We start from the raw sequence: 24,738 nt of genomic DNA, 5'->3' as shown, positions 1-24,738 counted from the left end.
TTATCGGTCGAGGTCGCCCGGCGTGTCGCACCTCAGCCTTCGCCGATATCCCCGAGATGGTCCCGCAAAACCACCTGACCGTCGGCGAGGTGATAGGTGACGCCGACGATCGCCAGGTCCCCGGACGCCACCCGTTCCGACACGGTTGTCGAACGGGCCAGCAGTTGAGCGCCGGTCTCGCTGACATGGCGGGCCTCGAACTCGTCGACGCGGGACAGGCCGTCTCGGCGGCCCAGAAGGATCGACGGCATCACGCGTTCGACGATGTCGCGCACGTAGCCGCCAGGCACCTGACCCTCGTCGAGCGCGCTCAACGTCGCCTTCACCGCACCACAGCTGTCGTGGCCGAGCACCACGACCAACGGCACGTTGAGCACCGCGACCGCGTACTCGATGGACCCCAGCACCGCCGAATCGATCACATGCCCCGCGGTACGGACCACGAACATGTCGCCGAGCCCCTGGTCGAAGATGATCTCGGCTGCCACGCGGCTGTCGCCGCAGCCGAACACCACCGCGGTCGGCCTCTGGGAGCCGGCAAGGCTGGCGCGGTGTTCGACACCCTGGCTGGGATGCACGGGCTTACCGGCGACGAAGCGCTCGTTACCCTCTTTGAGTGCTTTCCACGCGGTCACTGGGCTGGTGTTCGGCATGACGGACATTGTGCCCCAGTTGGTCGATTGGTATGCGCGCGAGCAGCGAGATCTTCCGTGGCGTCGGCCGGAGGTCACGCCGTGGCAGATACTGGTCAGCGAATTCATGCTGCAGCAGACGCCGGTTGCGCGGGTCGAGCCGGTCTGGCGGGCGTGGGTTCAACGCTGGCCCACGCCGTCGGCGACCGCGGCGGCCAGTGCCGCAGACGTCCTGCGGGCCTGGGGCAAGCTCGGCTATCCACGCCGTGCCAAGCGGTTACACGAGTGCGCGACGGTGATCGCCGAGCGCTACGACGACGTTGTCCCCTCCGACGTCGAGACGCTGCTGACCCTGCCGGGGGTCGGCGCCTACACCGCGCGAGCCATCGCCTGCTTCGCCTACCGCGATCGTGTTCCGGTGGTAGACACGAATGTCCGGCGGGTGGTCGCCCGCGTGGTGCACGGGAGGGCCGACGCCGCAGCCTCTTCGTCGCCGCGTGACCTCGCCGATGTCGAGGCACTGCTTCCCGAAGACGAACTGGCGCCGACATTTTCGATCGCGCTGATGGAGTTGGGGGCGACGGTGTGCACCGCACGCGCCCCGCGCTGCGGGCTGTGCCCGCTGAGCACGTGCGCGTGGCGGTCGCGGGGATTCCCCGCGTCGGACTCGCCGGCACGGCGTGTCCAGCGTTATGCGGGCACCGACCGACAGGTCCGCGGCAGGCTGCTGGACGTGCTGCGCGACAACGAATCCCCCGTCACGAGAGCGCAGCTGGACATCGCGTGGTTGACGGACACGGCACAACGTGACCGTGCGCTGGACTCGCTTCTTGTCGACGGACTCATCGAGCAGACCGCCGACGGCCGGTTCGCGCTGGCCGGTGAAGGCGGCTGAGCGCAAAACGTTCAGGCCGATGCCATCTCGGAGCCGGGCTCGGATTCCTCTGCGCTGCACGAGAACCGGCGCCTGTAGTCCGAGGGTGTCACTCCGATGACCCTGCGGAAGTGATGCCGTAACAGCGTCGCCGTGCCGAAGCCGCTGCGCTCGGCGATCCGGTCGACGTCGAGGTCGGTCTCCTCCAGCAGCGTGCGGGCGTAGAGCACACGCTGATCGGTCACCCACTGCATGGGCGTGCGACCGGTCTCCTCGACGAACCGGCGCGCGAAGGTGCGCGCCGACATATGCGCGCGGGCGGCGAGCGTCGCCACGGTGTGCGGCTTGTCGAGGTTGGTGAGGATCCAATCGAGATGCGGCGCAAAGCGTTCCGAACAACGCGTCGGGATCGGCTGGTCGATGTACTGGCGCTGACCGCCGTCCCGTTGGGGTGGCACGACCATGCGTCGCGCGATTTTGTTCGTCACCTCGCTACCGAGTTCGCGTCGCACCAGGTGCAGGCACGCGTCGATGCCCGCCGCGGTACCCGCGCTGGTGATCAGGTTTCCGTCGTCGACGAACAGCACGTTGCGGTCGACCTTCGCCGTCGGATACTTACGAGCGAGTTCGTCGGCGTGCATCCAATGCGTCGTGCACGGCCTGCCGTCGAGGAGGCCCGCGGCGCCCGCGACGAACGCGCCGGAGCACACCGTGAGGATGATCGACCCCGACTCGGCGGCGGCACGCACCGCGGCCAGCGCCTCGGGCAGATACTCCGATCCGCCGATCGCCGGGATCGCGACCAGGTCGGCGCCGATGAGGTCGTCGAGGCCGTGGTCGGGCGTCAGGGTCGCGCCGACCGATGTCCGAAGTGGCTTACCCGGGACCGGACCGCAGACCTTGAAGTCGAAGTTGGGCACGCCGTCGCCGGAGCGGTCGATGCCGAAGACCTCGCAGATCACGCCGAACTCGAAGATCGCCAGATCGTCCAGGACGAGCGTCGATACGCTCTTGATAGACATGGCAGCATTTTATCTCATCGTGTCATTACTGCCACTGTTGGCCGGATTTTGTTCCGCGAATGATTACTGCCATGACCACTGTGCTGCTACTCCTGATCCTGGCTTCTCCGCTGTTGGTGGCATCCGCCCTGGCCTGGTCCGCACACCGGCTCGGGGACCTCCGGCTGCACCGTGACCAGTTCCGCATGGCCGCGCCGATGGCCGGTCGCGTGTTCGACAGCGACCGCGACATGTGGCGCATCGAGCACGACCTCGATGCGGTTCGCACCCGCTTCGAGCGGCAGCCCACCTGGCCGTCCTCAGGTGCGGTCGGGGAGCGTCGTTAGGAACGCCTCGACCGCCCCCCGATAGGCCTGTGGTGCGTCGTCGTGGATGAGGTGGCCGGCATCGGGCACCCGCAGATAGGTGGTGTTCGGCCGGGCCTCGGCCATTCGGGCCATCTGTCCCGGCGGGGTGACCGAATTGCCCGCCTCGAGCAGCAGCGCAGGCACTCCGACGGCCTCCCACTCGCGCCAGTAGTTCCGGGTGCCCCATTCGGCGGCGATCTCGATCCAGACTTCCGGCAGCCCATGCAGCCGCCAGCCGACTTCCGTGCGGTCGAACGCCTCGAGAAAGTACTGACCCGCTACCGGGCCGAACTCGTCGTAAACGCGCTCGGCGGAATCGAATTCGACAGGAAGCGCATGAAGCCACGGTTCCCACGGCCCGGTGGTGCGGCCGCGGAAGTCCGGCGCCATGTCCTCGACCACCAACGCCTCAACGAGGTCTGGTCGCGTCGCGGCCAGGCACCACGAATGCAGTCCGCCCATCGAGTGTCCGATCATGACCGCGGGCTGCCCGAGCGTCGCCACCGCGTCGCCCAGGTCCTCGACGAACCGCTCGGTGCTGATGGGCCGGGCGTCGTCGGCGTCGCGGCCGCGGTGCCACGGCGCGTCGTACGTGTAGACCTCGCCATGCCGGGTCAGCCACGGCAGCTGGCGCGACCACGTGCTGCCCCGCCCCATCAGGCCGTGCACCAGGACGAGCGGCCTGCCCCGGCCGCCGCGGTGTGTGAGTGGGGCTCCGCCGCCCCCTGCGGACTGCATCCCGACATCATCGTGCCTCCGGTGCGCCGCGGTGCGTTCGGTAGCCTGATGCGCATGCCCAGCAAGAATCCCGTGGTGAAGATCAACGCGATCGAGGTCCCGCCCGACGCCGGTCCTGAACTGGAGAAGCGGTTCGCACACCGGGCGCATGCCGTCGACAACCAGCCGGGCTTCCTCGGCTTTCAGCTGCTGCGGCCCATCAAGGGTGAGAACCGCTACTTCGTGGTGACGCAGTGGGAGTCCGAGGAGGCCTTCCAGGCCTGGGCGACCGGCCCGGCCATCGAAGCCCACAAAGGCCAGCAGGCCAACCCGGTGGCCACCGGTGCGTCGCTGCTCGAGTTCGAGGTCGTCCTCGACGTTGCGGGTGCCGGCAAGTAGGCCCAGGCTGAACGCTCGCCGGGCGCTCGGGCTGACGGTCGTCGCGTCGCTGGTCGTCGGCCTCGCCGGTTGCTCCAGGATGGAGCCGCCGGCTGCCGACGCCGCTTACGGCACGCCCATCGAGATCAACACGCCCCAGGGGCTGCGGGCGAAGCAGACGCTGGACATGCTCAACTCCGACTGGCCGATCGGCCCGGTCGGAGTCCGGACGATGGCCGTGCCCGAGAAGGTCGACGAGATCACGGCGAAGCTCGACCGGATCTGGTGGGACCGTCCGTTCACCGTGACCGACGTGGAGATCCGCGCCGGACAGGCCGAGGTCGGGGTGCTGACGTCGTACGGCGTCGCTCAGGAGATCGATCTGCGCACCAACGACGCGGGCATGGTCGACCGGTTCGACGTGTCCCTGCGGCCGCCCGACATCGACGACTGGTCGGACGTCGACGCCGAGCTGACGAAGTCCGGGGCCCGCTACTCGTATCAGGTGGCGCAGGTGGACGACTCGAGATGCGATGTGGTTGCCGGCACCAACACCGAGATGTCCTTGCCGTTGGCGTCGATCTTCAAGCTCTACGTGCTGCTCGCCGTCGCGGAGGCGGTGAAAGCGGGCACGCTGAAATGGACCGATCCGCTGACCATCACGAAACGGGCCAAGGCGGTCGGATCCGCAGGCCTCGAAGAATTGCCTCCCGGGTCCCGAGTTTCGGTGAGAACCGCTGCGCAGCAGATGATCTCGGCCAGCGACAACATGGCAACCGATCTCCTCATCGAACGCGTGGGCACGCAAGGGGTCGAGCGGGCACTGGTCTTGGCAGGCCACCACGACCCGGGCAGCATGACGCCGTTCCCGACCATGCACGAGCTTTTCTCGGTCGGATGGGGACGGCCTGACCTGCGCGAGCAGTGGCGGCTGGCGGTCGAGAAGGGTGGCCCTCAAGGCCGCGCGCAACTGCTCCGGCAGACGAATTCCCGCCCCTACGAACCGGATCCGGAACGGACGCACTCGCCGGCGTCGAAATACGGGGCCGAATGGTACGGCAGCGCAAGCGACATCTGCCGCGTGCACATCGCGCTGCAGAAGGCCGCGGTGGGTGAAGCCGCGCCGGTCAAGGACATCCTCGCCGCGATCCCCGGCATCGACCTCGACCGGTCGAAGTGGGGTTACATCGGCGCCAAGGGCGGAAACCTGCCCGGCGACCTCACTTTCAGCTGGTACGCCGTGGACCACACGGGCCAGCCGTGGGTGGTCAGTTTCCAGTTGAACTGGCCCCGGTATCGCAGCCCCACCGCCGCGGGATGGCTGTTGTCGATCGTGCGGCAGGCGTTCGACCTGGTGCCGATCCGCTAGTCAGCGGTTCGACCTGAGCGTCCACGCGTGGCCACGGAAGTGCATGACCGTTCGGCTCACCGGCGCAACATCGATGCGCCAGAACGACTTCGGCGGCGCGTCGAGCGCGATCAAGATTGCGGCACGGATCACCGCCGGATGCGTCACCGCGACGAGTCGACTGCGGCGATTGGCCACCGAGTCCATCCAGTCGCGGACCCGGTCGACCAGGTCGACCACCGACTCGCCGCCGTGCGGCGCCTGCGCGGGATCGGTCAACCAGATCGCCAGGTCGGCGGGCTGGACCCCGCCCAGCACGTCACCGCGCCACCTGCCGTAGTCCAGATCGGCCAGCCGTGCGTCCACATCGGCCTGTAGGCCGAGGAGTTCGGCGGTCTGCCTGGTGCGCTTCTCGGGACCGCACACCGCCGCGTCGACGGCCCCGAGGTCGATGGACGTGTCGACCTGCCCGTGGCCGACGGAGTTCAACGGCTCGTCGGTGGGGAATCGTCCGGCCGACATCGCATCGGTCAGCGCGTGCGACACGAACGTCAGCCGGACGACCTCACTCACGCAGCGATGCTCTCCCGCCGCTTCTCGTCGAGCAGGCGCGAGACCATCGCACCGAACACCAGCGCGATCGTTGCGTACATGACGAGCTGCGTTCCCAGCGAGAACAGCCGGAACTCGTAAAGATCGTCGGCCGGGAAGCCTTCGTAGACGATGTTCCCCGCACTGTCGGTCAGCGGGCCCGGTGTCTCATCGATGGTCGGCAGGATCAGGATCACGGCCGCGATCGCAGTGATGTAAGACCCGGCGGCCACCAAGGTCGCGTTCCACGCTCCCAGGCGCTCGACCAACCGCCGGCCGAGATACACCGCCCCCACCAGCAGGGCCGCCGACAGCGCGACCAGCAGCAGATACAGCAGCGTGCGCTGGCGGATCGTCTCGTCCAAGCTCACCGCGGGTGGGCTCGCCGGGTACTTCAGCGCGGGAACGACGTAGAGGCTCAACAACATTCCCGCCGCCACGTAGACCGACAGCAGGCGCGCCGAGACGTTGCCGATGCGCCCGTAGGTCACCGCGAACACCACGCTGAACAGCGCCGCGATCGCGATGCTGAATGCCAGCACGCCGAACCCCATGCCGACGTTCATCTGGACGCCGCGGGTGAAGCCCTCGACACCGTCATGGTGGTGACCGGCGTGTGCGGCGCCCTCCATCGCCTCGTGCGCGGCTCCGACGCTCTCCTCGTAACCGATCGCCCGCTCGATGACCGGTTCGACGAAGATGCGGGCAAAGACGAACGCGAATACTCCAGCCAGGGCGCCGGCCACAAGGCCGCGCCCGATGATCTGCTTTTCCATTGTGTTGCCGGTCCCCCGCGGATCAGTGGCAGGGGAAGCCGAGCAGATGGCGTGCGTCGTGAACGAACTCGTGCACGACCGTGCTGTTGCCGAACACCGATGTCGCACCCTGATCCAGCCCGACGAAGTAGAGGGCGAGGAGGGCGAAGAACGCGGTCAACGCCAACCACATCACCGCCTTGGCTGCGGAAAAGTCCAGCGCGGGCGCAAGGCTCTTACGGGCCTCGGGTGAGGTCATGTCGGTGTCCTTTCCGGGATTTCGCGTCCCGATTCAACAGGCGACGGCGAGCGTCGGGTCTGACTTGACACAGTGGCGCGACCGTTCTGGATTCTCACCAGATTCCTCCGCCCGCCGATAACATCGCACATCCTATCCACTCGGTCCAGCGGTGGCTGGGCGAGACGGAAAACGGGCGGTACCCGATTGGGTACCGCCCGTTCTCGTGAACGTGATGCCGGCGCTATTCGGCCGCGCCTGCCGCGCCCGCCGCACCGGCCTGAGCCAGATCCGGTTCGGCCACCGGTGCCGGTTTCTTGGTGCCCTTGAACGTGAACACCGCGTCCTCCCCGGCGCTTTCGCCGTCCCAATTGTCGACGTCGACCGTGACGAGCTGTCCGGGACCGATCTCCTCGAACAGGATCTTCTCCGACAGCTGGTCCTCGATCTCACGCTGGATGGTGCGCCGCAGCGGCCGCGCGCCGAGCACGGGGTCGAAACCGCGCTTGGCCAGCAGCGCCTTCGCCTTGTCCGTCAGCTCCAACGTCATATCCTTGGCCTTCAGCTGGTTGGACACCCGGCCGATCATCAAATCGACCATCCGGATGATCTCGTCGCGGGTCAGCTGGTGGAAGACGATGATGTCGTCGATGCGGTTGAGGAACTCCGGCCTGAAGTGCTTCTTCAGCTCGTCGTTAACCTTCTGCTTCATCCGCTCGTAGTTGTTCTCACCGCCACCCGGGGAGAAGCCCAGCCCGACCGCCTTGGAGATGTCGGACGTGCCCAGGTTCGACGTGAAGATCAGCACGGTGTTCTTGAAGTCGACCGTGCGTCCCTGACCGTCGGTCAGGCGGCCGTCCTCGAGAACCTGCAACAGGCTGTTGTAGATCTCCTGGTGCGCCTTCTCGATCTCGTCGAACAGCACGACCGAGAACGGCTTGCGCCGCACCTTCTCGGTGAGCTGGCCGCCCTCCTCGTAGCCGACGTAGCCCGGAGGGGCACCGAACAGCCGCGAGGCGGTAAAGCGGTCGTGGAACTCGCCCATGTCGATCTGGATGAGCGCGTCGTCGTCGCCGAACAGGAAGTTGGCCAGCGCCTTGGACAGCTCCGTCTTACCGACACCGGACGGGCCGGCGAAGATGAACGAACCGGACGGTCGCTTCGGATCCTTCAGGCCGGCGCGGGTACGCCGGATCGCCTTCGAGACGGCCTTGACGGCGTCCTCCTGGCCGATGATCCGCTTGTGCAGCTCCTCCTCCATGCGCAGCAGCCGAGTCGTCTCCTCCTCGGTCAGCTTGAACACGGGGATGCCGGTCCAGTTGCCGAGCACCTCGGCGATCTGTTCGTCGTCGACCTCGGCCACGACGTCGAGATCACCTGAGCGCCACTGCTTCTCGCGTTCGGCGCGCTGTGCGACGAGTTGCTTCTCCTTATCGCGCAGGCTTGCCGCCTTCTCGAAGTCCTGCGCGTCGATCGCGGACTCCTTCTCCCGGCGGGCGTCGGCGATCTTCTCGTCGAACTCGCGCAGGTCTGGCGGTGCGGTCATGCGCCGGATCCGCATCCGGGCGCCGGCCTCGTCGATCAGGTCGATCGCCTTGTCCGGCAGGAACCGGTCGTTGATGTAGCGGTCGGCCAGGGTGGCCGCCGCGACCATCGCCGAATCGGTGATCGAGACGCGGTGGTGCGCCTCGTACCGGTCGCGCAGCCCCTTCAGGATCTCGATGGTGTGCTCGACGGTGGGCTCGCCGACCTGGACCGGCTGGAACCGGCGCTCGAGGGCGGCGTCCTTCTCGATGTACTTGCGGTACTCGTCGAGTGTGGTCGCGCCGATGGTCTGCAACTCGCCGCGAGCCAGCTTCGGCTTCAAGATCGACGCGGCGTCGATCGCGCCCTCGGCGGCACCCGCACCCACGAGCGTGTGCAGCTCGTCGATGAACAGGATGATGTCGCCGCGGGTGTTGATCTCCTTGAGCACCTTCTTCAGCCGCTCTTCGAAGTCACCGCGATACCGGCTGCCCGCCACCAGCGAGCCGAGGTCGAGGGTGTAGAGCTGCTTGTCCTTGAGCGTCTCCGGGACCTCGCCGTGCACGATGGCCTGCGCGAGGCCCTCGACGACGGCGGTCTTGCCGACACCGGGCTCGCCGATCAGCACCGGGTTGTTCTTGGTGCGCCGGCTCAGCACCTGCATCACCCGCTCGATTTCCTTTTCGCGGCCGATGACCGGGTCGAGCTTGCCCTCCATCGCGGCCGCGGTCAGGTTGCGGCCGAACTGGTCGAGCACCAGCGAGGTCGACGGATTGCCGGCCTCACCACCGCGGCCGCCGGTGCCGGCCTCCGCGGTCTCCTTGCCCTGATAGCCCGACAGCAGCTGGATGACCTGCTGGCGCACGCGGGTCAGCTCGGCGCCCAGCTTGACCAGCACCTGGGCGGCGACGCCCTCGCCCTCACGGATGAGGCCGAGCAGGATGTGCTCGGTGCCGATGTAGTTGTGACCGAGTTGCAGCGCCTCGCGGAGGCTGAGCTCCAGCACCTTCTTGGCGCGCGGGGTGAACGGGATGTGGCCCGACGGCGCCTGCTGGCCCTGGCCGATGATCTCCTCGACCTGGCTGCGTACGCCCTCGAGCGAGATGCCCAGCGACTCCAGCGACTTGGCCGCTACGCCTTCACCCTCGTGAATGAGTCCCAACAGGATGTGCTCGGTGCCGATGTAGTTGTGGTTGAGCATCCGGGCCTCTTCCTGAGCCAGGACGACGACCCTGCGGGCACGGTCGGTGAATCTCTCAAACATCGGTGGTTACCTGCTCTCCTCAATAGGTCGGTGCCATGCGTGCCCAACGGTCTCGAGTAACGCACCGCACCGCCATCCACTCTAGTGGGCATCTACGCGCCACGTCCCGCCCGCCGGTCCGCTCTAAGCGGACACCCGAGGCATCGACGCGCACGGGGTCGAATACCCGCCGCTATGGGAGAGCAACGCATCGATGGGCTGATTCGTTTCCTGATCCGGCCGCAGCGGCTTCGCGGCTAGCGAACGCGCGGCGGTCGGCCAGTGTCGACCGCCGCTATGTGGCGGCGTGGAAGGCGTCGATCACATCGGCGGGAATGCGCCCGCGAGTGGATACATTGTGGCCGTTGCGGCGCGCCCATTCGCGGATCGCGGCGCTTTGCTCGCGGTCGATCGCTGCTCGCCCACGGCCGGAGCCTGCGGCGCGCCCGCGCCGGCGACCGCCGACCCTGCGACCGGCCTCGACCCACTGCTTCAGGTCATTGCGCAGCTTTGCCGCGTTTTTCGAAGAAAGGTCGATCTCGTAGGACACACCGTCGAGGCCGAATTCAACAGTCTCGTCGGCCGCACCTTCGCCGTCGAAATCGTCGACCAAGGTAACGGTTACTTTCTTCGCCATTTAGCACGCCCTTCTAAGCGATCACAGGACCGCAGTAAAGTATCCAACTCGGCACCAATGTGCCATATTTGTGTGGGCTATACAACAAGATCTATCAGCACCGAGTATAGGCGCGGTTCAGTTGCCGTGGCGACGAACAATCGGGAACAAAACAGTCTCCCTAATCGACAAGCCCGTCAGGGCCATCAGCAATCTGTCGATACCCATTCCGGTGCCTGTGGACGGCGGCATCGCATACTCGAGGGCCGCCAGGAAATCTTCGTCGAGAACCATCGCCTCGTCGTCGCCGGCGGCCGCGGCCTTCGCCTGGGCTTCGAACCTCTCGCGCTGGATTACCGGGTCTATCAGCTCGGAATATCCGGTGGCGAGTTCAAATCGTCTGATGTACAGATCCCATTTCTCGGTTACGCCCTCAATGCTGCGGTGCGGGCGCGTCAGCGGCGTCGTCTCTACCGGAAAGTCGCGGACGAACGTGGGCGCCCACAACGTGTTCCCGACCGTGTGCTCCCAGAGTTCCTCGACCAGTTTTCCGTGGCCGTAGCCCCGATCGCGCGGGATCTCGACGCCGAGGCGATCTGCGATGGCCCACAACTTCTCGGCGGGCGTTTGAGGTGTGATCTCCTCCCCCAGAGCCTCCGACAGTGACGGATACATTTCCACGGACTGCCATTCGCCGTCGAGGTCGTACTCGGTGCCATCGGGCAATGGCACCACCCGTGTTCCGATAGCTTCGTCGGCGACTTCTTGAATAAGTTCTCTGGTGACGACGGCGGAATCGTCGTACGTACCGTAAGCCTGATAAGTCTCGAGCATCGCGAATTCCGGAGAATGTGTTGAATCCGCACCTTCGTTTCTGAACACGCGATTCAACTCGAAGACCCGCTCGAATCCGCCGACCAGCGCGCGCTTGAGAAACAGTTCCGGGGCGATACGCAGATATAGATCCGCATCTAGGGCATTGGAGTGCGTCACGAACGGTCGCGCCGCCGCGCCGCCGGCCAGCGTCTGCAGCATCGGCGTTTCCACTTCGAGAAATCCGCGCCTTTCCAGTGCCGACCGCACCGCGCGGACCACCGCCACCCGCTGACGGGCAATGGTCCTGGCCTCGGGGCGCACGATGAGATCGACATAGCGCTGCCTCACCCGCGCCTCTTCGCTCATCTCCTTGTGGGCGACCGGCAGCGGTCGTAGGGCTTTGGAAGCCATTTGCCAGGAGTCGGCGAGCACGGAGAGCTCTCCGCGACGGGAACTGATCACCTCACCGCGCACGAAGACGATGTCGCCGAGGTCGACATCGGCCTTCCACTCGTCCAGAGATTCCTGCCCGACCTTGTTCAGGCTGATCATCGCCTGCAGCTGGGTGCCGTCACCCTCCTGCAAGGTGGCAAAGCAGAGCTTCCCGGAGTTCCTGGCGAACATCACCCGCCCGGCCACCCCCACGATCTGACCCGTCTCGGTGTCGGCGGGCAGGTCCGGATAGGCCGCACGAATCTCGGCGAGTGAATGTGTGCGTGCGATCTCCACCGGATAGGGTTCACGCCCCTCGGCGAGCAGGCGCTCACGCTTGGCCTGACGAATCCGGTACTGCTCCGGAATGTCGGCTTCGGATGTCGCGTCCGCGGCCGGTGTGGTGCGGGGCGGGTGGGGTTCGGTCACGTCGTGCCAGCCTAAATGACGCGGATTCGGGCGCCGTCGGTGCGCCGAACGCAGCCAGCTAGACCGAGATGCCCTTCTTGAGCCGGCCGCGGTTGCTGTCGCGGTTGCGCTCGAACACCAGCCGCAGCCCGTCAAGGGTGAGATGCCGGTCGTAGTGCTGCACCGTGTGCAGATCCGGGAGGACCAACGGGGCGCCGTGCCCGGTGGCGACCACGGTGACGTCGTCGCCGTCGAAGCCGTCGACGTCGTCGCGGATGCGGGTCACCAACCCGTCCACCAGCGCCGCGAACCCGAAGACCGCGCCGGCCTGCATGCACTCGACCGTGTTCTTGCCGACGACCGACCGCGGCCGGGTCAGCTCGACCCGGCGCAGCGCCGCCGACCGTGCGGCAGCCGCGTCCGACGACACCTGCACACCGGGCGCGATGGCCCCGCCGAGGAACTCACCCTTCGCCGAGACGACGTCAACGCAGATCGACGATCCGAAGTCCACGACGATGGCGGCCGTTCCGTACTTGTGGAACGCGGCCAGGCAGTTGACGATCCGGTCGGCGCCGACCTCCTTCGGGTTGTCGACGAGCAGCGGGATGCCGGTCCGCACACCGGGTTCGATGAGAACGTGCGGAACCGACGGCCAGTACTGTTCGAGCATCACGCGGACCTCGTGCAGGACCGACGGGACGGTTGACAGGCCCGCGGCGCCGGTCAGACGCTCGGCGTCGTCGCCTATCAGGCCGTCGATGGTCAACGCGAGTTCGTCGGCCGTCACCTCCGACTCGGTTCGGATGCGCCAGTGCTGAACGACTTTCGCGTGATCTCCGGTCCCCGAGACCAGACCCACGACGGTGTGGGTGTTACGGACGTCGATGGCTAGTAACACGTGCTCACCGTGGAGACATCAACTCGGCCGCGTCGGCCGGTACGAAGGCCGGATCGTGCCCGAGGTCGATCTGCTTGTTGTCGGCGTCGACGAACACGATCCGCGGCTGGTAGGTACGGGCTTCGGCATCCTCCATGGTGCCGTAGGCGATCAGGATCACCAGGTCGCCGGGGTGCACGAGATGCGCTGCCGCGCCGTTGATCCCGATGACGCCGCTGCCGCGTTCACCGGTGATCGCGTACGTCACCAACCGTGCGCCGTTGTCGATGTCGACGATTGTGACCTGCTCACCCTCGAGTAGGTCGGCCGCCTCCATCAGGTCGGCGTCGATGGTCACCGAACCCACGTAGTGCAGATCGGCCTTGGTGACCGTGGCGCGGTGGATCTTCGACTTCAGCATTGTCCGTAACATCAGTTCCTCCAAGGAAGTTCGTGCTCGTCGAACGCGACGTCCGGGCCGGGCCCGGACGGTACTCCGATATCTATGGCGATGTTGTCCAGCAGCCTGGTGCGGCCCAGCCGGCCTGCCACCAACATGCGCGCCGGCCCCAATTCGGGTGCGGGGCCCAGCATCGGGTCCCGCACCTGCAGGTAGTCGACCTCGATTGTGGGCACTTCGTCGAGCACCGCACGCGCGGCGTCCAGCGCCGCCGCGGCCCCTTCGCCCGCGGCGTACATGCCCGCCAGCAGCGCCGCCGACAGCGCACCCGCATGTTCGCGCTGCTCCGCGTCCAGGTAGCGGTTGCGCGACGACATCGCCAGCCCGTCGGCCTCCCGCATGATCGGCACGCCGACGATCTTGGTGTCGATGTTGAGGTCGGTGACCATCTGACGGATCAGCGCCAGCTGCTGGTAGTCCTTCTCCCCGAAGAACGCGCTGTCAGGGTGCACGATGTTGAGCAGCTTCAGCACGACAGTCAGAACACCCTCGAAATGTGTTGGGCGAGAGGCACCCTCGAGCTCCGCGCCGAGCGGTCCGGGGTGCACCGACGTGCGAGTGCCGTCTGGATACATGTCGTCGGCGGTCGGGGTGAACGCGATCTCGACGCCCCGGGCGCGCAGGGCGGCAAGATCGTCGTCGAGCGTGCGCGGATACGCGTCGAGGTCCTCCCCCGCGCCGAACTGCAGCGGATTGACGAAGATCGACACCACCACGACGGCTCCCTGAACCCGCTTGGCGGAGCGGATGAGCGTGAGGTGACCCTCGTGTAGCGCGCCCATCGTCGGGACCAGCACCACCCGGCGGCCGGTGGCGCGCAGCGCCCGGGTGACCGCGGAGACGTCGGCGGGCTTCGCGTAGACGTTCAGCTCGCCCGCCGTGAACTGCGGCTTGCGCGCGGTCATCGCCCGCTCCCCAGCTGGCGCGTCGGCCCGCCGCCGTCGGTGCGCGAATCCGGTGCGAGCACGGCGACCACCTCGCCCGGGGCGTGCGCACGCAGTGCCGTGCGCAGCGAGTTCGCCCGATATGCCTGTGCCAATTCGGGATTCACCTCCGTCAGGGCCTCCAGATGACGTGCGACGGCCGCGGCGTCCCCGCGTGCCACCGGTCCGGTCAGCGCCGCCTGGCCGCGTTGCAGCGCGTTTTCCAGCGACGCGCGCGCCAGCGGGCCGATGACCCGCTCGGCGAGGCCACCCGGCGCGTCGCCGACCAGCTCCTGGCCGAGGAGCTCCTGTCCCCACAACGCCGAGCGCAGCGCCTCCACCGCGTCGAGCAGAACGGTCACCACGTGGTTGCTCGCGTGCGCCAGCGCCGCGTGATACAGCGGGCGCGCGTCCTCTCGGACCCGGAACGGCTCCCCGCCGATCTCGAGTACCAGCGACTGGGCGATCGCGTAGCCCACTTCGTCGGCGGCGGTCACGCCGAAGCAGGTGTCGGGCAGCCGCTCGATGTCCTCGTCTGTGCCGGTGAAGGTCATCGCGGGGTGGATAGCCAGCGGTATGCAGCCTTGCTCGGACAACGGTGCCAGCACACCGATGCCGTTGGCGCCTGAGGTGTGCGCGACGATCGTGCCCGGCCGCACCGAGCCGGTCGCGGCCAGACCGGACACCAGGCCCGCCAGTTCGGCGTCCGGGACTGCGAGGAGGAGCAGTTCGGCTCGGCCGGCCACCTCGTCGACCGGAAGCACCGCGGTGTCGGGCAGCCGGCGCTGGGCGCGGTCGCGTGACGCGCGGGAGATGGCGCTGCAGCCCACCACGACATGTTCGGCACGCTCGAGGGCGACGCCCAGCGCAGAACCGACGCGACCTGCGGAAATGATGCCGACAGTGAGCCGCGCCGGCCGGAATCCGCCGGGTGGGGTCCCCATGAGAACCTCGCTGAGAGTTGATGCGTTGTCGTTCCGGTCCTGCGATGCGGGTACCGGACGGTCCCTACGAGGTTAACTCACTCCTCGCGGCGTCGGCGACGCCCGCCCGGTGTGGGGCTCGCCTGCAGCCGGGCCAGCAGTTCGGCGACGGACTGCCCGGCGGTGTCGGTGTCGTCGGCGCTGCGGTGCCTGCGTCGGTCGGGAGCGGGCGACGGTTCGGGCGAGGGTTCCGGTTCGGCGGGCGGGGGGTGCGGGGCGGGGCGGCTCGGATCTCCGCCCTCGGAAGCTGCCGAATGCCTGCCCCCCCGCGGTTCGGCTGGCTGGGGAGCACCGGTGGGCTCGGGGACCGGCGGCGGGGCCACCTCGTCTGCGGGGTCTGGGGCCCGGCGCCTGCCGACGTCCTCGGTGGTCACCGCGTTGATGTTCGAGACCCAGTTGCTTCCCGGGGCGCCGGGCGGCAGCCACTGACCGTCGGCGGGCGCGGGTTGCCAGTCGCTCGCCCGCGCCGGCTCGGGGGCGGGCGTCGGTGGTGGTGGCGCCACCGGTTCGGCGGGCGGCTGCGCGACGGGCTCGGGGCGCGGGGGCGGCGGGGGTGCGGCAGGAGTTGTAGGCGGTGCGGCAGGAGGTGGTGGCGGCGACCACCCGGCCGGTTCCTCGGCCGGTCGGCGTGCCCAATCGGTGTCGGATGCGCGGCGGTGTGCGCCACCCGTGTCCGGCACCGGTCGTTGCTGCCAATCGAACTCCGGCGGTTGAGGTTCGGCGGGCACGTCGATGATCGGGCTCTCTTCGGTCCGCTCGTCGATGTCCGGCCGGTAGTCGTCGATGCGGCTGCTGCTGACGCGCCCCGTCGTCTCCGAGTCCCGCGCCCAGTCGCTGTAGGCGCGCACCGTCGTGCGCTCGGGCTCGATCGCCGGCCGGTGCGACAGGTCCGCGTCGAAGAGGATCTCGAGATTGGCGCGTAGGGCGGCCAACTCGGCACGCAGGGTTGCCATCTCGTCGGCGGTCTGGGCCCGCACCTCGGACTCCAGCTCGCGGCGCAGTTGCGTCTCCAACGACAGCTCGTATTCGCGCCGGGCCGAGATCTCACGGTCCAGCTGGAGGTCGTAGACGAGCTTGAGGTCACGCACCTTGGCCTGGTCGACGTCGCTCTGCCGTCGGTAGATGACCGAGACGAACGCCGCGACCACAGCCGCCCACAACGCCAGGATGACCGCCAGCTTCAGGAGCTCCACCCGATTGGTGAACACCAGTGCGGAGCTTGCCGCGATCGCCAACACCAGCAACGCAGTCAGCAGCATCCAACCCGGCCTGCGGCCGGCACGCCGATAGCGTGCGCTGCGGGTCGGATCGGTCATGGGGGCGACTGTACCCGTCACAGGTCACTCCGCGTGTCGCCTCGTCGGCGATTCGGCCGCGCGTCGCCGCAACTTCGTTAATCCGTTGCCCCATCGGGGTTCTCCGGCGGCTCGCCCGGAGACTTGCAGCAATGCTGCAACCACAGCGCAGCAACGAGCAGAGCCAGTGCGCAGCCCGCGGCGACGGCGGCGCCCGCGGTGTCCTCGGCGGCGACCCGCAGTGTCGAGCGGCGCGGCAGAATGTAGACGAGCACCGCCGCCCACCAACCGAACACCAGCGCGCCCACCCATGCCGAAGCCTTGGCGATCACCACGGACCTGGCCACCGCGATGGGGTTGAGCCGCCCGGATCCCACGCCGATCTCACCGTCGTTGATCTTGGCGCGGACGTGGAACGCCCACCCCGCTTCGGCGATCGCGACACCCAGTAGCGAGACGCCCGTCCACGTCGTGATCGGCGGGAACCATCTGTACAGCACGAGAACGAGCAAATAGCCCACCAACGCGGTGAGCACCGCCGCGGCCACGAGGTCGCGCGTTCTGGTCGGTCCCATCAGCGCAACACCAGCTCGGTGCGGTGGACGCCGTCGCGTTCGGCAGGCTCGAGATCCGCGAGCAGCTCGTCGACCCGCCGGGTGTCCCCGCCGACCGGCAGCACCGCGTCCGGCTCGACGGCCAGCCAGGGCACCAGCACGAACGCGCGCTGATGCGCCCGCGGATGCGGCAGGGTCAGGTCTGGGTCCTGCGAGACCAGGTCGCCGCCGTCGTCGCGGCAGGTGACGATGTCGACGTCCAGCGTGCGCGGGCCCCACCGCTGCGCACGCACCCGCTCGGCGGATCGCTCGAAGTCGTGGGCCCGCCGCAGCCATCCGTGCGCGTCGAGGCCGGGATCGTCCGCGACGAGCACGGCGTTCAGGAAGGGCCCCTGCTCGACGCCGCCCCACGGCGCGGTCTCGTAGACCGGCGATGCCGCATACAGCGTCGCACCGAGGCCGTCGACGACCGCGCGCAGCATGGCCAGTCGGTCGCCGAGGTTCGACCCGATGGACAGGACCGCGGTGGTCAAGGGCTGCCCCGCCCGCGTCGTGAACGGCGCGCCACCACCGCGACGTCGGAGAAGGCCAGCGGGATCGGCGCCGACGGTTTGTGCACGACGACCTCGACGGCGTGCACGCGCTCGTCGGCCATCACATCGTCGGCGATCTCACCGGCCACCGCCTCGATCAGGTTCCGTGGCGGGCCCGCGACGATATCGGCCGCCCGTTGCGCCAGCGCACCGTAGTCCAGCGTGTCGGCGAGGTCGTCACTCGCCGCGGCGGCCGCGAGATCGATCCATACCGTGATGTCGACAATGAAGTCCTGGCCGTCGCGACGCTCGTGTTCGTAGACACCGTGATGCCCTCGAATCTTCAAGCCGCGCAGCTCGATTCGATCAGTCATGTGTCCAGGCCTCCAGCACCTTGAGCGCGTCGACCGAGGCGCGCACGTCGTGTACCCGCACACCCCACGCGCCGTGCAGGCCGGCCAACACCGAGATCACCGCCGTCGCGGTCTCTCTGCCGTCCGGCGGCCGCGGTTGTCCGTCGGCGTCGGCGAGCAGCGTTCCGAGAAAGCGTTTGCGCGACGCGCCGACCAGCACCGGAATGCCCGTGGCGACGAACTCGGGAAGCGCACGCAGCAGAGCCCAATTGTGCTCGCCCGTCTTGGCGAAGCCCAACCCGGGATCGATGACGAGCATGCTGGCGTCGACACCGGCGGCCACCGCCGCGTCCACACTGGCGAGCAGTTCGGTGCGGACCTCCTCGACGACGTTGCGGTACGCAGGTACCGCGTGGGGCTTGTCCGCGCCGACCGACCGCCAATGCATCAGCACCCAGGGCACTTTCGCGTCGGCGAGCAACGGCGCCATGTCCGGGTCGGCGCGCCCGCCGGAGACGTCGTTGACGATCTGGGCGCCGCTCTCCAGCGCCGCCCGCGCGACCTCGGCGTGCATGGTGTCGATGCTGACCGTGATGCCATGGGCGGCAAGCTCTCTGATGACGGGACACACCCGCGATTTCTCGATCTGCGGGTCGATGCGCGTCGCGCCGGGGCGGGTGGACTCGCCGCCGACGTCGACGATTGCGGCACCCTCGGCAGCCAGGCCAAGTCCGTGCTCGACGGCGCGGTCACGCTCGAGGAAGAGCCCTCCGTCTGAGAAGGAGTCGTCGGTGACGTTCACGACCCCCATGACGCGCACCCGTGTCGAGTTCACTTGCGCAGGATCAGGTCCAGCGCCTCGGCCCTCGATGCCGCGTCGACCTTGAACTGCCCACGCACGGCCGATGTGGTCGTCACCGCGCCGGGCTTTCGCACCCCGCGCATCGCCATGCACAGGTGCTCGGCCTCGACCACGACGATCACCCCCCGGGGATCGAGTTTGCGCATCATCGCGTCGGCGATCTGACCGGTGAGCCGCTCCTGCACCTGTGGTCGCTTGGCGTAGAGGTCGACCAGCCTCGCGATCTTGGACAGCCCGGTGACGCGACCGTCCTGGCCGGGGATGTAACCGACGTGCGCGACGCCGTGGAACGAGACGAGGTGGTGCTCGCAGGTCGAGTACATCGGGATCTGCTTGACGAGCACCAGTTCGTCGTGCTGCTCGTCAAAGGTGGTGTCCAGCACCGAATCCGGGTCGATGTAAAGCCCCGCGAACAACTCCTTGTAGGCGCGCGCCACCCGCGCCGGGGTGGACTCCAGGCCGTGCCGGTCGGGGTCCTCGCCCACCGCGAGCAGGAGTTCGCGGACCGCCGCCTCAGCGCGTTGCTGGTCGAAGGTCGCAGGGGTGAAGGTGACAGAGTTGTGCTGCGACTGCGCCAATGGAGCCTCCTGTGAGCCGGCCGGCCTGTCAGCCGTTGGGCCGGCTGTTGTCCTGACCCTGGTCCTCGTTCGGTGGGGGCGGCCCGCCCTGCTGCGGCGGCCCCTGCTGCGGGTACGGCTGATACGGCGGATACGGCGCGGGCTGTTGCCAACCCTGGTGCGGCGGCGGATACCAGTAACCCTGCGGCTGCTGGACCGGCTGCTGCTGCTGATGCTGCGGGGGCGGTGGCCAGCCCGGAGCGTGCCATCCGGCGGGGGCGCCGTAGTCCGGTTGCGTCGGTGCGGCACCGGACGATCCGTTGCCGCTGCCATTCGTGCCGTTGGCGCCGCTCTCGGCCAGCTTGGCCTCGGCGGCCTTGGTGGCCGCCGCGATCGCGGCCTTGAATGCGGGCTCGGGCACCGGCTTCGGCCATTCCTCGCCGCGCTCCATCGCCAGCTCGCCGGGCGTCTTGATCGGCGGTTTGTCGGACGGGACGCGGCCGCCGAAGTCGTCGAACATGGTCAGCCGCGGGCGCTTCTTCACGTCGCCGAAGATCTCCTCGAGCTCGCGGCGGTGCAGCGTCTCCTTCTCCAGCAGCTCGCCGGCGAGGGTGTCGAGCACGTCGCGGTACTCGGTCAGGATCTCCCACGCCTCGGTGTGAGCGGCCTCGATGAGCTTGCGGATTTCGTCGTCGATGTCGCGGGCGACCTCGTGGCTGTAGTCGGCCTGGGTGCCCATCGTGCGGCCCAGGAACGGGTCGCCGTGCTCGGTGCCATAGCGCACCGCCCCGAGTTTCGAGCTCATGCCGTACTCGGTGACCATCGCTCTGGCGATCTTGGTGGCCTGTTCGATGTCGGAGACGGCGCCGGTGGTCGGCTCGCGGAACACCAGCTCCTCGGCCGCCCGTCCGCCCATCGCGAACACCAGCCGCGCGATCATCTCCGAGCGGGTCATCAGGCCCTTGTCGTCCTCGGGGACGGCCATCGCATGGCCACCGGTACGGCCGCGTGCCAGGATCGTCACCTTGTAGATCGGGTCGATGTCCGGCATCGCCCACGCCGCGAGCGTGTGACCGCCCTCGTGGTAGGCGGTGATCTTCTTCTCCTGCTCGCTGATGATGCGGCTCTTGCGGCGCGGCCCGCCGACGACGCGGTCGACGGCCTCTTCGAGGGCGGGGCCGGTGATCACGGTGCCGTTCTCGCGGGCGGTCAGCAGCGCGGCCTCGTTGATGACGTTGGCCAGATCGGCGCCGGACATGCCGACCGTGCGCTTGGCCAGGCCGTCGAGGTCGGCATCGGGAGCGATCGGCTTGCCCGCCGAGTGCACCTTGAGCACGGCGCGGCGGCCGGCCAGATCGGGGTTGGAGACCGGGATCTGGCGGTCGAAGCGGCCGGGACGCAGCAGCGCCGGGTCGAGGATGTCGGGCCGGTTGGTCGCGGCGATCAGGATGACGCCCTGGCGGTCGCCGAAGCCGTCCATCTCGACGAGCAGCTGGTTGAGCGTCTGCTCGCGTTCGTCGTGGCCGCCGCCGAGGCCGGCGCCGCGCTGGCGGCCGACGGCGTCGATCTCGTCGACGAAGATGATGCACGGGCTGTTCTGCTTGGCCTGCTCGAACAGGTCGCGCACGCGGGAAGCGCCGACGCCGACGAACATCTCGACGAAGTCGGAGCCCGAGATCGTGAAGAACGGCACCCCGGCCTCGCCGGCGACGGCGCGGGCCAGCAGCGTCTTACCGGTGCCAGGCGGGCCGAACAGCAGCACGCCCTTGGGGATCTTGGCGCCGAGCGCCTGGTACCGCGACGGGTTCTGCAGGAAGTCCTTGATCTCGTAGAGCTCTTCGACGGCCTCGTCGACACCGGCGACATCGGCGAAGGTGGTCTTCGGCATGTCCTTGGTCAGCTGCTTGGCCCGCGACTTGCCGAAACCGAAGCCCATCCGGCCGCCGGTCTGCATGCGCGAGAACATCACGAACAGGCCGACCAGCAGCAAGAGCGGAAGCAGGTAGATCAGCAGCGACCCGAGCATGCTGCCCTGGTTGACCACGGTGTTCGTGGTCGCGCCCTTGGCCTGCAGGGAGTCGAAGAGCGTCGCGCCGTACCCGGTCGGGTACTTGGTGATGATCTTGTCGCTGTTCTCGGTGTCGCTGTTGCCGCTCTTGAGCTCGAGGCGCAGCTGCTGTTCGCGGTCGTCGATCTGCGCGCTCTTGACGTTGTCGTCCTTGATCTGCGCGATCGCCACCGAAGTGTCGACCGGTTTGTAGCCGCGGGTGTCATCGCTGAAGTAGTAGAAGGACCAGCCCAGCAACAGCACGACCGCGATCACGGTCAGCGTGCGGATGACGTTTTTCCGATTCATCAACTATCCGTCGTCGTTCGGCCGCGTGGCCGGCCGTTGTTCCCGGCCGTCCGCGACCACATCTGCCATTGGCGCCGCATCCAACATGCTCACAGTTGGAATAGTTCAGGCTACCGCTAGACCAACGAACCAAGGTTCCCGACGGTTCTCCGCCGAGCGCACGGTGATCCGGCGATTCGTGTTCACAATGGCACTGTCGGCATCGAGGATGAGGGCGTGCTGACCTCCTCTGAGCGGTTCGTCGTCACCAACGGGGTCCGTCTGCGGGTCCTGGAGGCCGGCGAACCCGGTGCGCCTCTGGTGGTACTGGCCCACGGCTTCCCCGAACTCGGGTTCTCCTGGCGTCATCAGATGCCGGCGCTCGCCGAGGCCGGTTACCACGTGCTGGCTCCTGATCAGCGCGGATACGGCCGCTCCTCGGCTCCGGTGGATGTTGACGCCTACACCGTCGCCGAGTTGACCACCGACATCGTCGGGCTGATCGACGACGCGGGTGCGGAGCGCGCGGTGATCGTCGGGCACGACTTCGGCGGTGTGGTGGCCTGGGGTGCGCCGCTGCTGCATCCGGACCGGTTCGCCGGAGTGGTGGGCGTCTGCGCGCCGCCGGTGCCCCGCTCGCGGGTGACCACGACGCAGGCATTCCGGCGGATCTTCGGCGAGAAGTTCTTCTACATCCTCTACTACCAGGAGCCCGGACCGGCCGACGAAGAACTCAACCGCGACCCCGCCACCACCATGGGCAAGCTCTTCGCGTCGACCGCTTCGTCGGGCGGCGGGCTGGTCAGCGCCCGGATGACCGCGCCCGGCCCGGCCGGGCTCCTCGACCGCATCCCGGACCCCGGCAGGTTGCCCGACTGGATCAGCCAGGCCGAGTTCGACCACTACGTAGACGAGTTCACCCGCACCGGCTTCACCCCCGCGCTGAACTGGTACCGCTGCTTCGACCGCAACTGGGAGCTCACCGCGAGCACGCCGGCCCCGACGATCGACGTGCCGGCGCTGTTCGTCGGCGGCACAGAGGACCCGACGATGGCGTACACGCCGCGGCATCGCGCGGGTGAGGTGGTGTCCGGCGATTACCGCGAGGTGATGATCGACGGCGGCGGGCACTGGCTGCCGCAGGAGCGGCCCGCCGAGGTCAACGCCGCGCTGCTGGAGTTCCTGACCCGATTGGAGTGGTGAATGCGCGCCGCCGTACTGCGCGACGGACGGATGGTGGTCCGCGACGACGTCTCCGAACCTGTCCCGCAGGAGGGGCAGGTGCTGGTCTCGGTCAACGCCTGCGGAATCTGCGGCTCGGACCTGCATTTCGCCAAGCACGGCGCCGAGATGGTTCGGCTCACCCGTGAGATCACCGGGATGCCGGTGCAGGGCGGGTTGCCCGTCGACGTCGGCGACGACGTGTTCATGGGCCACGAGTTCAGCGCGGAGGTACTCGAGGCCGGCCCCGGCACCGATGCGCCGCCGCCGGGAACGCTCGTGACGTCGTTGCCGGTCTTGCTGTCGCCCAAGGGTTTCGAGCCGATCATGTCCAGCAACACGGTGCTGGGCGGCTACGCCGAGCGGATGCTGCTGTCGGTGCCGTTGCTGCTGAGGGTGCCCGAGGGCGTCGACCCCCGTCACGCCGCGCTCACCGAACCGATGGCCGTCGGGCTGCACGCGGTCAACAAATCCGGCATCGCGCCCGGCGAGCCCGCCCTGGTGATCGGCTGCGGCCCGATCGGTATCGCGATCATCGCCGCGCTGCGACTGAAGGGCATCGAAGACGTTGCGGCGGCCGACTTTTCGGTGCGGCGCCGTGAACTCGCCGCGACCATGGGCGCACACGTGACGCTGGACCCTGCACAGGGCTCACCGTTCGACAGCACGACGCCCGCGGTGGTCTTCGAGGCCGTCGGCGTGCCCGGCATCATCAACGACGCGATGCGTCGGGCGCCGCTGGGCAGCCGCCTGGTGGTGGCCGGGGTCTGCATGCAGCCCGACACCGTCATGCCGCTGTTCGGTATCGCCAAGGAGATCAGCGTGCAGTTCGTCAACTCGTATGACCACAACGAATTCACGGAGTCGTTGCGCGCCATCGCCGACGGGCTCATCGACGTCTCGCCGCTGATCACCGGCGAGGTGGGACTCGACGGCGTCGCCGCCGCGTTCGACGAGCTCGCCTACCCCGACGCGCACTGCAAGATCGTGGTGACGCCCTGACGGTAGGGTGCCAGCCATGCCAATCGCTGCCCGGGCGACGACGCCCTCCCGAATCCTCGCGGCCGCGGCGGTGGGTCTCATCGCGCTCCTGTCGGGTTGTGACGCGAAGGCCGCCCCCGCCCTGACCAACAACGACGACGGCGCAGCGCGTCAGGTCACGGTCGTCGGCTCCGGTGAGGTGCTCGGGACCCCCGACACGCTGACCATCGAAGCGGCGATGGAGGTCGTTTCCGCCGATGCCGCAGGCGCGCTCAACCAGACGAGCCAGTTGCAGCGCGGCGTCATCGATGCACTCGTCGATTCGGGCGTCGACCGCAAGGACATCAATACCTCCCAGGTGAGCGTGCAGCCGCAGTACGCAGGCAGCGACAGCTCGACCGTCAACGGCTACCGGGCGACGAACACGATCGACATCAAGGTGCGCGAGCTGAATACGGCGCCGCAGGTGTTCGGGATCATCGCCAGCCGAGGCGGCAACGCCACCCGGATCAACAACGTCACGCTCGCCATCGAGGACGACTCGCAGCTGGTGCGCGAGGCGCGCGCCCGCGCCTTCAACGATGCCAAGAGCCGCGCCGAACAGTACGCACTGTTGGCCGAACTCGACCTCGGCAAGGTGATCTCGATATCCGAGGTGCCGGCGTCCAACCCGCCGACGCCCTACCCCAGCCCGCGCGGCCCCGCCGCGGAGATGGCGGCGGTGCCCATCGAGCCGGGCCAGCAGGCCGTCGGCTTCAACGTGACCGTGGTCTACGAGTTGAGCTAGCTGGCTGTAGGTCGAGTCAAGAGGGTGGGCGGCCGTAGTGGTTCGACACCCGTGGGTGGGGTGCTGGATTGGT

27 protein-coding genes are annotated in these 24,738 nt (G+C 68.1%); 7 read left to right on the top strand and 20 right to left on the bottom strand.

What is annotated here, in order from left to right:
* Positions 1–32 precede the first annotated feature (32 nt).
* Positions 33–653: a carbonic anhydrase gene (locus tag A5650_RS06445; RefSeq protein WP_067287758.1), complete on the bottom strand. Its 621-nt coding sequence runs from the start codon at positions 651–653 to the stop codon at positions 33–35.
* Between A5650_RS06445 and A5650_RS06440 the strand changes: the two genes are divergently transcribed.
* Complete coding sequence (locus A5650_RS06440) at positions 652–1,527, top strand: iron-sulfur binding domain-containing protein (protein ID WP_067287755.1); 876 nt, start codon at positions 652–654, stop codon at positions 1,525–1,527. The two genes, A5650_RS06445 and A5650_RS06440, sit on opposite strands and share 2 nt — an antisense overlap.
* Positions 1,528–1,538: 11 nt before the next feature.
* Here the strand turns inward: A5650_RS06440 and A5650_RS06435 are convergent, their stop codons facing one another.
* Positions 1,539–2,528 (bottom strand): GlxA family transcriptional regulator, encoded by a 990-nt coding sequence (locus A5650_RS06435; RefSeq protein WP_067287753.1) that lies wholly within the window; start codon positions 2,526–2,528, stop codon positions 1,539–1,541.
* A gap of 71 nt (positions 2,529–2,599) precedes the next feature.
* Here A5650_RS06435 and A5650_RS06430 point away from each other — a divergent pair, with 71 nt between their 5' ends.
* Entirely contained in the window at positions 2,600–2,854 is a 255-nt protein-coding gene (locus A5650_RS06430) for a hypothetical protein (protein WP_067287751.1), read from the top strand.
* On the opposite strand, the gene A5650_RS06425 is transcribed toward A5650_RS06430, so the two are convergent.
* Complete coding sequence (locus tag A5650_RS06425; protein WP_067287749.1) at positions 2,828–3,613, bottom strand: alpha/beta fold hydrolase; 786 nt, start codon at positions 3,611–3,613, stop codon at positions 2,828–2,830. The genes A5650_RS06430 and A5650_RS06425 overlap by 27 nt on opposite strands.
* 54 nt (positions 3,614–3,667) lie before the next feature.
* Between A5650_RS06425 and mhuD the strand changes: the two genes are divergently transcribed.
* Together mhuD and A5650_RS06415 are read left to right on the top strand one after the other, a co-directional pair.
* Positions 3,668–3,991, top strand: coding sequence for a mycobilin-forming heme oxygenase MhuD (gene mhuD / locus A5650_RS06420; RefSeq protein WP_067288442.1), 324 nt, complete (start codon positions 3,668–3,670; stop codon positions 3,989–3,991).
* Positions 3,978–5,339 (top strand): serine hydrolase, encoded by a 1,362-nt coding sequence (locus A5650_RS06415; RefSeq protein WP_231992553.1) that lies wholly within the window; start codon positions 3,978–3,980, stop codon positions 5,337–5,339. The genes mhuD and A5650_RS06415 overlap by 14 nt, the downstream gene beginning before the upstream one ends.
* On the opposite strand, the gene A5650_RS06410 is transcribed toward A5650_RS06415, so the two are convergent.
* The 17 genes from A5650_RS06410 to ftsH all read right to left on the bottom strand — a co-directional run bounded on the left by A5650_RS06410 (position 5,340) and on the right by ftsH (position 21,697).
* Positions 5,340–5,891, bottom strand: coding sequence for a histidine phosphatase family protein (locus tag A5650_RS06410; protein WP_067287746.1), 552 nt, complete (start codon positions 5,889–5,891; stop codon positions 5,340–5,342).
* Positions 5,888–6,685 carry a CbtA family protein gene (locus A5650_RS06405; protein ID WP_067287744.1) on the bottom strand — a complete coding sequence of 266 codons (798 nt, stop codon included), beginning with the start codon at positions 6,683–6,685 and terminating at the stop codon, positions 5,888–5,890. The genes A5650_RS06410 and A5650_RS06405 overlap by 4 nt, the downstream gene beginning before the upstream one ends.
* A 22-nt stretch (positions 6,686–6,707) precedes the next feature.
* Positions 6,708–6,923, bottom strand: coding sequence for a CbtB domain-containing protein (locus A5650_RS06400; protein ID WP_067085127.1), 216 nt, complete (start codon positions 6,921–6,923; stop codon positions 6,708–6,710).
* 223 nt (positions 6,924–7,146) lie between these two features.
* A complete protein-coding gene (clpC1, locus tag A5650_RS06395; RefSeq protein ID WP_067287742.1) occupies positions 7,147–9,690 on the bottom strand; it encodes an ATP-dependent protease ATP-binding subunit ClpC in 2,544 nt (847 codons plus the stop codon).
* Between the two features lie 274 nt (positions 9,691–9,964).
* Positions 9,965–10,306: a histone-like nucleoid-structuring protein Lsr2 gene (gene lsr2 / locus A5650_RS06390; RefSeq protein ID WP_067287739.1), complete on the bottom strand. Its 342-nt coding sequence runs from the start codon at positions 10,304–10,306 to the stop codon at positions 9,965–9,967.
* A 117-nt stretch (positions 10,307–10,423) separates the two neighbouring features.
* Positions 10,424–11,962: a lysine--tRNA ligase gene (lysS, locus tag A5650_RS06385; RefSeq protein ID WP_067287737.1), complete on the bottom strand. Its 1,539-nt coding sequence runs from the start codon at positions 11,960–11,962 to the stop codon at positions 10,424–10,426.
* 58 nt (positions 11,963–12,020) lie between these two features.
* Complete coding sequence (locus tag A5650_RS06380; RefSeq protein WP_067287735.1) at positions 12,021–12,842, bottom strand: type III pantothenate kinase; 822 nt, start codon at positions 12,840–12,842, stop codon at positions 12,021–12,023.
* 4 nt (positions 12,843–12,846) lie between these two features.
* Positions 12,847–13,254: an aspartate 1-decarboxylase gene (gene panD / locus A5650_RS06375; protein ID WP_067287732.1), complete on the bottom strand. Its 408-nt coding sequence runs from the start codon at positions 13,252–13,254 to the stop codon at positions 12,847–12,849.
* Positions 13,254–14,186 (bottom strand): pantoate--beta-alanine ligase, encoded by a 933-nt coding sequence (gene panC, locus A5650_RS06370; RefSeq protein ID WP_067287730.1) that lies wholly within the window; start codon positions 14,184–14,186, stop codon positions 13,254–13,256. The genes panD and panC overlap by 1 nt, the downstream gene beginning before the upstream one ends.
* Positions 14,183–15,148 (bottom strand): Rossmann-like and DUF2520 domain-containing protein, encoded by a 966-nt coding sequence (locus A5650_RS06365; protein WP_067287727.1) that lies wholly within the window; start codon positions 15,146–15,148, stop codon positions 14,183–14,185. Before A5650_RS06365 ends, panC begins: the two co-directional genes overlap by 4 nt.
* A 77-nt stretch (positions 15,149–15,225) precedes the next feature.
* A complete protein-coding gene (locus A5650_RS06360; RefSeq protein WP_067287725.1) occupies positions 15,226–16,503 on the bottom strand; it encodes a DUF6779 domain-containing protein in 1,278 nt (425 codons plus the stop codon).
* A gap of 77 nt (positions 16,504–16,580) precedes the next feature.
* Complete coding sequence (locus A5650_RS06355) at positions 16,581–17,057, bottom strand: DUF3180 domain-containing protein (RefSeq protein ID WP_067287722.1); 477 nt, start codon at positions 17,055–17,057, stop codon at positions 16,581–16,583.
* Positions 17,057–17,569: a 2-amino-4-hydroxy-6-hydroxymethyldihydropteridine diphosphokinase gene (gene folK / locus A5650_RS06350; RefSeq protein ID WP_067287720.1), complete on the bottom strand. Its 513-nt coding sequence runs from the start codon at positions 17,567–17,569 to the stop codon at positions 17,057–17,059. The genes A5650_RS06355 and folK overlap by 1 nt, the downstream gene beginning before the upstream one ends.
* Complete coding sequence (gene folB, locus A5650_RS06345; protein ID WP_067287717.1) at positions 17,566–17,943, bottom strand: dihydroneopterin aldolase; 378 nt, start codon at positions 17,941–17,943, stop codon at positions 17,566–17,568. The genes folK and folB overlap by 4 nt, the downstream gene beginning before the upstream one ends.
* Complete coding sequence (gene folP / locus A5650_RS06340) at positions 17,936–18,733, bottom strand: dihydropteroate synthase (RefSeq protein WP_067288437.1); 798 nt, start codon at positions 18,731–18,733, stop codon at positions 17,936–17,938. The genes folB and folP overlap by 8 nt, the downstream gene beginning before the upstream one ends.
* A gap of 20 nt (positions 18,734–18,753) precedes the next feature.
* Positions 18,754–19,362 carry a GTP cyclohydrolase I FolE gene (gene folE, locus A5650_RS06335; RefSeq protein ID WP_067091723.1) on the bottom strand — a complete coding sequence of 203 codons (609 nt, stop codon included), beginning with the start codon at positions 19,360–19,362 and terminating at the stop codon, positions 18,754–18,756.
* A 28-nt stretch (positions 19,363–19,390) separates the two neighbouring features.
* A complete protein-coding gene (ftsH, locus tag A5650_RS06330) occupies positions 19,391–21,697 on the bottom strand; it encodes an ATP-dependent zinc metalloprotease FtsH (protein ID WP_067287715.1) in 2,307 nt (768 codons plus the stop codon).
* 216 nt (positions 21,698–21,913) lie between these two features.
* Here ftsH and A5650_RS06325 point away from each other — a divergent pair, with 216 nt between their 5' ends.
* From A5650_RS06325 to A5650_RS06315, 3 genes are read left to right on the top strand one after another with little or no spacing between them, the layout of a single operon-like run.
* Entirely contained in the window at positions 21,914–22,879 is a 966-nt protein-coding gene (locus tag A5650_RS06325; protein WP_156744029.1) for an alpha/beta fold hydrolase, read from the top strand.
* Complete coding sequence (locus tag A5650_RS06320) at positions 22,880–23,899, top strand: zinc-binding dehydrogenase (RefSeq protein WP_067287712.1); 1,020 nt, start codon at positions 22,880–22,882, stop codon at positions 23,897–23,899.
* A 16-nt stretch (positions 23,900–23,915) separates the two neighbouring features.
* Positions 23,916–24,665 (top strand): SIMPL domain-containing protein, encoded by a 750-nt coding sequence (locus A5650_RS06315; RefSeq protein ID WP_067287709.1) that lies wholly within the window; start codon positions 23,916–23,918, stop codon positions 24,663–24,665.
* Positions 24,666–24,738: the final 73 nt, after the last annotated feature.

The sequence above is a fragment of the Mycobacterium sp. 1164985.4 genome (genome assembly GCF_001668575.1).
Lineage (GTDB): Bacteria > Actinomycetota > Actinomycetes > Mycobacteriales > Mycobacteriaceae > Mycobacterium.
Note: the sequence above shows the minus strand (reverse complement) of the source record. Positions and strands in the feature narration are given on the sequence as shown.

Excerpts from the sequence above, each read along its gene's own strand:
- A5650_RS06435 (WP_067287753.1), bottom strand. The coding sequence starts at position 2,528 with ATGTCTATCAAGAGCGTATCGACGCTCGTCCTGGACGATCTGGCGATC.
- ftsH (WP_067287715.1), bottom strand. The coding sequence starts at position 21,697 with ATGAATCGGAAAAACGTCATCCGCACGCTGACCGTGATCGCGGTCGTG.
- clpC1 (WP_067287742.1), bottom strand. The coding sequence starts at position 9,690 with ATGTTTGAGAGATTCACCGACCGTGCCCGCAGGGTCGTCGTCCTGGCT.
- A5650_RS06365 (WP_067287727.1), bottom strand. The coding sequence starts at position 15,148 with ATGGGGACCCCACCCGGCGGATTCCGGCCGGCGCGGCTCACTGTCGGC.
- folP (WP_067288437.1), bottom strand. The coding sequence starts at position 18,733 with ATGGGGGTCGTGAACGTCACCGACGACTCCTTCTCAGACGGAGGGCTC.
- A5650_RS06315 (WP_067287709.1), top strand. The coding sequence starts at position 23,916 with ATGCCAATCGCTGCCCGGGCGACGACGCCCTCCCGAATCCTCGCGGCC.
- A5650_RS06425 (WP_067287749.1), bottom strand. The coding sequence starts at position 3,613 with ATGCAGTCCGCAGGGGGCGGCGGAGCCCCACTCACACACCGCGGCGGC.
- A5650_RS06320 (WP_067287712.1), top strand. The coding sequence starts at position 22,880 with ATGCGCGCCGCCGTACTGCGCGACGGACGGATGGTGGTCCGCGACGAC.
- A5650_RS06360 (WP_067287725.1), bottom strand. The coding sequence starts at position 16,503 with ATGACCGATCCGACCCGCAGCGCACGCTATCGGCGTGCCGGCCGCAGG.
- mhuD (WP_067288442.1), top strand. The coding sequence starts at position 3,668 with ATGCCCAGCAAGAATCCCGTGGTGAAGATCAACGCGATCGAGGTCCCG.
- A5650_RS06440 (WP_067287755.1), top strand. The coding sequence starts at position 652 with ATGACGGACATTGTGCCCCAGTTGGTCGATTGGTATGCGCGCGAGCAG.
- folB (WP_067287717.1), bottom strand. The coding sequence starts at position 17,943 with ATGACTGATCGAATCGAGCTGCGCGGCTTGAAGATTCGAGGGCATCAC.
- A5650_RS06430 (WP_067287751.1), top strand. The coding sequence starts at position 2,600 with ATGACCACTGTGCTGCTACTCCTGATCCTGGCTTCTCCGCTGTTGGTG.
- A5650_RS06400 (WP_067085127.1), bottom strand. The coding sequence starts at position 6,923 with ATGACCTCACCCGAGGCCCGTAAGAGCCTTGCGCCCGCGCTGGACTTT.
- A5650_RS06355 (WP_067287722.1), bottom strand. The coding sequence starts at position 17,057 with ATGGGACCGACCAGAACGCGCGACCTCGTGGCCGCGGCGGTGCTCACC.
- A5650_RS06445 (WP_067287758.1), bottom strand. The coding sequence starts at position 653 with ATGCCGAACACCAGCCCAGTGACCGCGTGGAAAGCACTCAAAGAGGGT.
- lsr2 (WP_067287739.1), bottom strand. The coding sequence starts at position 10,306 with ATGGCGAAGAAAGTAACCGTTACCTTGGTCGACGATTTCGACGGCGAA.
- A5650_RS06405 (WP_067287744.1), bottom strand. The coding sequence starts at position 6,685 with ATGGAAAAGCAGATCATCGGGCGCGGCCTTGTGGCCGGCGCCCTGGCT.
- panC (WP_067287730.1), bottom strand. The coding sequence starts at position 14,186 with ATGACCGCGCGCAAGCCGCAGTTCACGGCGGGCGAGCTGAACGTCTAC.
- panD (WP_067287732.1), bottom strand. The coding sequence starts at position 13,254 with ATGTTACGGACAATGCTGAAGTCGAAGATCCACCGCGCCACGGTCACC.